Annotated in this window: 5 protein-coding genes; 2 read left to right on the top strand and 3 right to left on the bottom strand. The window is 69.8% G+C overall.

Annotation, left to right across the window (positions count from 1 at the left end; genetic code table 11):
• Positions 1-37 precede the first annotated feature (37 nt).
• From argB to coaBC, 3 genes are read right to left on the bottom strand one after another with little or no spacing between them, the layout of a single operon-like run.
• The gene (gene argB / locus ACESMN_RS11010; RefSeq protein ID WP_373053646.1) at positions 38-916 is read right to left on the bottom strand and encodes an acetylglutamate kinase; all 879 of its coding nucleotides are present in this window, start codon (positions 914-916) and stop codon (positions 38-40) included.
• A gap of 53 nt (positions 917-969) precedes the next feature.
• Positions 970-1,431 carry a dUTP diphosphatase gene (dut, locus tag ACESMN_RS11005; protein ID WP_373053645.1) on the bottom strand — a complete coding sequence of 154 codons (462 nt, stop codon included), beginning with the start codon at positions 1,429-1,431 and terminating at the stop codon, positions 970-972.
• Positions 1,432-1,447: 16 nt separating this feature from the next.
• Entirely contained in the window at positions 1,448-2,659 is a 1,212-nt protein-coding gene (coaBC, locus tag ACESMN_RS11000; RefSeq protein ID WP_373053644.1) for a bifunctional phosphopantothenoylcysteine decarboxylase/phosphopantothenate--cysteine ligase CoaBC, read from the bottom strand.
• 115 nt (positions 2,660-2,774) lie between these two features.
• Between coaBC and radC the strand changes: the two genes are divergently transcribed.
• Together radC and ACESMN_RS10990 are read left to right on the top strand one after the other, a co-directional pair.
• The gene (gene radC, locus ACESMN_RS10995) at positions 2,775-3,446 is read left to right on the top strand and encodes a RadC family protein (protein WP_373053643.1); all 672 of its coding nucleotides are present in this window, start codon (positions 2,775-2,777) and stop codon (positions 3,444-3,446) included.
• A gap of 130 nt (positions 3,447-3,576) precedes the next feature.
• Positions 3,577-4,751, top strand: a 1,175-nt coding sequence (locus ACESMN_RS10990; protein WP_373053642.1) for an iron-containing alcohol dehydrogenase, incomplete at its 3' end; no start/stop codon positions are given.

Here is a 4,751-nt window from a genome sequence, read left to right as displayed (position 1 = left end):
CGCGATCGGGCAGGGCCTTACCGAAGGCCGCAAGGCGTCAGCGGCTGATCAGCGTGCCGACGCCCTGGCTGGTCAGCAGTTCCAGCAGCACCGCGTGCTCGACGCGGCCGTCCACGATATGGGTCGCGGTCACGCCGCTGCGCACCGCGTCCAGCGCACACTGGATCTTCGGGATCATGCCTCCGTGGATCACGCCGTTGCGGATCATCTGATCGACCTCCGAGGCGGTCAATCGGGGGAGCAGCTGGCCCTCCGCGTCGAGCACGCCGGGCGTGTTCGTCAGCAGGAAGAGCTTCTCCGCATCCAGCACCACCGCGAGCTTTTCCGCAGCGGTGTCGGCGTTGATGTTATAGGCGTTGCCGTCGCGGTCGAAGCCGATCGGCGCGATCACGGGGATGAAGGCGCTGCGGTCGAGGTTGTGCACGATCGCCGGGTCCACGCTCTCGATCTCGCCGACCAGTCCGAGGTCCACCGCCGTCATGCCGTCGGGGCCGCTGACCTCCCGCAGGGGCCGGGCGCGGATCATCTGTCCGTCCTTCCCGGTCAGGCCCACCGCCTTGCCGCTGAAGTGGTTGATCAGCGCGACGATCTCCTGGTTCACCAATCCGCCGAGGACCATCTGCACCACTTCCATGGTCTCGCGGTCGGTCACGCGCAGGCCGTGCACGAATTCGGAGACCTTGCCCAGGCGCTGGAGCAGCTGGCCGATCTGCGGTCCGCCACCGTGAACCACGACGGGGTTCACGCCGACCTGTTTCAGCAGCACCACATCGCGGGCGAAACCGGCCTTCAGGTGGGCCTCGGTCATCGCGTTGCCGCCATACTTGATCACGATGGTCTTGCCGGCGAAGCGCTGGATGTACGGCAGCGCCTCGATCAGCACGTGGGCGACGGATTGTGCGGAGTTCATGTCCATCGGGGGGTCCGGGAGTAGCGGGTCACGGGCGCATTCTAGCGCGAGCCGGTCACTCAGCGGCGGCCCGAGGAGCCGAAGCCGCCACTGCCGCGGGAGCTCTCGGCGAAGTCGTCGACCACGATGAACCGCGCCTGCAGCACCGGCACGATCACCAGCTGGGCGATGCGCTCGCCGACGGTGATCCGGAACGGCTGATCGCCGCGGTTCCAGCAGGAGACCATCAGCGGACCCTGGTAGTCGGAGTCGATCAGGCCGACCAGGTTGCCCAGCACGATCCCGTGCCTGTGGCCGAGTCCCGAGCGCGGCAGGATCAGCGCCGCGTAGCCCGGATCCTCGATGTGGATCGCGATGCCCGTGGGGATCAGCAGCGTCTCGCCGGGCGCCAGTTCGCGATCTGTCTCCAGCAGCGCGCGCAGGTCCACCCCGGCCGAGCCGCCGGTCGCCGGCTGGGGCAGCGGGAAGTCCCGGCCGATTCGGGGATCCAGGATCCTGAGTGCGATTTCCGGTACGGGCATTTCCTGGCTCCCTGCTTCAGTTCGTGTCGGCGTCAGCGTTGCCGGCCATGCGCGCGGCGATCAGTTCGATCAGCGCGCGGGCCAGCTGGTCCTTCGGCTGCTCGGGGAACAGGCGCTCTCCACCCGTCCAGATAACGGCCAGTGAATTCTTCTGCCGGCCGATCGCCCGCCCCGCGGAGACGTCGTTTGCGGCGATCATGTCCGCGCCCTTGCGCTCCAGCTTTGCGCGGGCGTTCTCGCGCAGGTTCGTGGTCTCGGCCGCGAAGCCCACCACGAAGGGTCGCGGCCGGCGCGCCGCAACGTCTGCCAGGATGTCCGGCGTGCGCACCAGCTCCACCGTCATCCCGGGCGCGTCCTTCTTCAGCTTCTGGTCCGCCGGGGCCCGGGGACGGTAGTCGGCCACGGCGGCCGCGGCGATGAAGAGGTCGACGCCTTCGAGGTGCTGCAGCACCGCCGCGTGCATCGCCTCGGCGGTATCCGCCGCCACCGCCTGCACCCCGGCGGGCAGCGGGACGCCCAGCGGGCCGTGTACCAGACGGACCGCGGCGCCTGCGTCCCGCGCAGCGGCGGCCAGTGCCACGCCCATCCGGCCCGAGCTGCGGTTGCCGATGAAGCGCACCGGATCGATCGGCTCCTGCGTGGGACCCGCGGTGATCAGCACCCGCTGGCCGGTGAGCGGGCCGGATCCCGGACCGAGCAGGGCGTGCAGTATCGTCTGTGGTTCCGCCATGCGCCCGGCACCGGTCTCGCCGCAGGCCTGCCCGCCGGATTCCGGCCCGATCATCCGCACGCCGCGCTGCTGCAGCAGGCGATGGTTGGCCTGCGTCGCCGGATGCTCCCACATCACCCGGTTCATCGCCGGCGCGAGCAGGATCGGCGCCTCGGTCGCCAGGCACAGCGTCGTCAGCAGATCGTCGGCGAGGCCCGCGGCCAGGCGCGCCATCAGGTCGGCGGTCGCGGGTGCGATCACCACGCGCTCCGCCCACCGGGCGAGCGCGATGTGATCCATTCCGCTCTCGGCCTCGGCATCCAGCAGACCCACGCGGACCGGCTGGCCGGACAGCGCCTGGAAGGTCAGCGGCGTGACGAACTCGGCACCGCCGCGGGTCATCACCACCCGGACCTCGCAGCCGGCATCGCGCAACTGCCGCACCAGCTCGCAGGCCTTGTAGGCGGCGATCCCGCCCCCGACGCCGAGCAGGACCCTGGGTTGTGCTCGCCTCTCCATCGGCGAAGCTTACGGCCTCGGGGGACAGATTTGAAATCTGTTCCCTTTCCTGTCCCCCCTCTCGCAAACGTGGTAAAAGAAGAGGCCTCGGACACACGACCACAGGGAGGTGGTGATGGCGATATCCGACTGGCCGGCGGACGAGCGTCCCCGGGAAAGGCTCCTGCTGCGCGGTCCGGCGGCACTCTCCGATGCCGAACTGCTCGCGATCTTCCTGCGCACCGGGGTCGCCGGGAAGAGTGCGGTGGATATCTCCCGCGAACTGCTCAGTCACTTCGGCGGACTGCGCCCCCTGCTGCAGGCCGACCAGGCCGCCTTCTGCAAGGCGCGCGGTCTCGGCGCGGCCAAGTACGCGCAGCTGCAGGCCGTGCTGGAGATGGGACGGCGCCACCTCGCCGCGTCGCTGGCGAGGGGCGATGCGATCACCTCGCCCGCCGCGACCCGGGCCTTTCTCTCGGCACGGCTGCGCGACTACCCATTCGAGGTCTTCGCCTGCCTGTTCCTCGACAATCGGCACCGGATGCTCGCCTTCGAGGAACTCTTCCGGGGAACCATCGACGGTGCCAGCGTCCATCCCCGCGAGATCGTGCGCCGGGTGTTGCAGCATAATGCCGCGGCGGTGATCCTGGCCCATAATCATCCCTCGGGCGTTGCGGAGCCATCGCATGCGGACGAGGCCATCACCCGGCGCCTGCAGGAGGCGCTGGGTCTGCTCGACGTCCGCGTGCTCGACCACGTGATCGTGGCCGACGAGACGCTGTCCTTCGCGGAGCGGGGCCTGATCTGAGCTCTGGGGAAACGCGGATCCTGGAGCAGGCTGCCAACCGTCCGTGCAGCTCAGCGTGCGCCGGAAAGGCCAGAATGGCCTTGTTCAGCGCCAGTGGCCCGGTAGATGCCGGCACGAAGGGAGGGTTGCCATGTCGATGGAATTTGCGATCGCGCGTCTGCCCCGGATCGAGTTCGGGTCGGGTGTCCGGCACCGGCTGCCGCGGATTGCGGCGGATTTCGGACGCCGGGTGCTGCTGGTGACCGGCAGCCGTTCACTGCTGCAGGGCCCGTTCGGGGCCGAGCTCGAGGCCGGGTTTGCCGCGGCAGGACTGGACCTGATCGGACACCGCATCTCGGGAGAACCCTCGCCTGAGGCGATCGATGCCGCGGTGCAGCGGTACCGCGACCGCGGGATCTCGGTGGTGGTCGCGATCGGCGGCGGCAGCGCGCTCGACGCCGGCAAGGCGATCGCGGGCCTGCTGCTTCCGGGCAACCCGGTGCTGGATCACCTCGAGGGGGTGGGCCCGGAACGTCCCTACCTCGGGCCGGCGGTTCCCCTGATCGCAGTGCCGACCACGGCGGGGACCGGGTCCGAGGCGACCAAGAACGCGGTGCTGAGCCGCGACGGCGCAGACGGCTTCAAGAAGTCGTTCCGGGACGAACGCCTGGTGGCCCAGTACGCGGTCGTGGATCCGGATTTTCTGGCCACCTGTCCGCCGACGGTGATCGCCGGCAACGGGATGGACGCCCTGACCCAGTTGCTGGAATCCTACCTGTCCCTGCGCGCGAACCCCTTCTGTGACGCGCTCGCGCTGGATGGGCTGGCACGGGCCCGCGACAGCCTGCTGCCGCTGTACCGCGATGCCGGGAATGCGGATGCCCGCGCCGGGATGGCCTATGCCTCGCTACTCTCCGGCATCACTCTGGCGCAGGTCGGGCTTGGATCCGTGCACGGGCTTGCGTCGCCACTGGGCGCCTTCTTCCCGGTCCCGCACGGGGTGGTCTGCGGCACGCTGGTTGCCGCCGCCACCGCAGTCAACATCCGCGCACTGCGGGAGCGGGAGCCGCGGCACCCGGCCCTTGCCCGGTATGCGCGGATGGGCCGCCTGCTGACCGGCCAGGCGTTGCGCGGCGATGCCGAGGCGGCGGACGCGCTGGTCGCGCTGCTCGACGACTGGACGCGCCTGCTCGATCTGCCGACGCTCGACCGTTTCGGCGTCACGCCGGGAGATCATCCGCGCGTCGTCGCGTCCAGCCGGGGATCGAGCATGAAGACCAACCCGATCGTGCTGCAGGATACCGAGATCGCGGCGATCCTGGAGGC

Source organism: Thioalkalivibrio sp. (assembly GCF_041690275.1).
Classification (GTDB): domain Bacteria; phylum Pseudomonadota; class Gammaproteobacteria; order Ectothiorhodospirales; family Ectothiorhodospiraceae; genus Thioalkalivibrio.
Note: the sequence above shows the minus strand (reverse complement) of the source record. Positions and strands in the feature narration are given on the sequence as shown.

Coding starts and splice junctions, on each gene's coding strand:
- argB (WP_373053646.1), bottom strand. CDS start 916: ATGGACATGAACTCCGCACAATCCGTCGCCCACGTGCTGATCGAGGCG.
- dut (WP_373053645.1), bottom strand. CDS start 1,431: ATGCCCGTACCGGAAATCGCACTCAGGATCCTGGATCCCCGAATCGGC.
- coaBC (WP_373053644.1), bottom strand. CDS start 2,659: ATGGAGAGGCGAGCACAACCCAGGGTCCTGCTCGGCGTCGGGGGCGGG.
- radC (WP_373053643.1), top strand. CDS start 2,775: ATGGCGATATCCGACTGGCCGGCGGACGAGCGTCCCCGGGAAAGGCTC.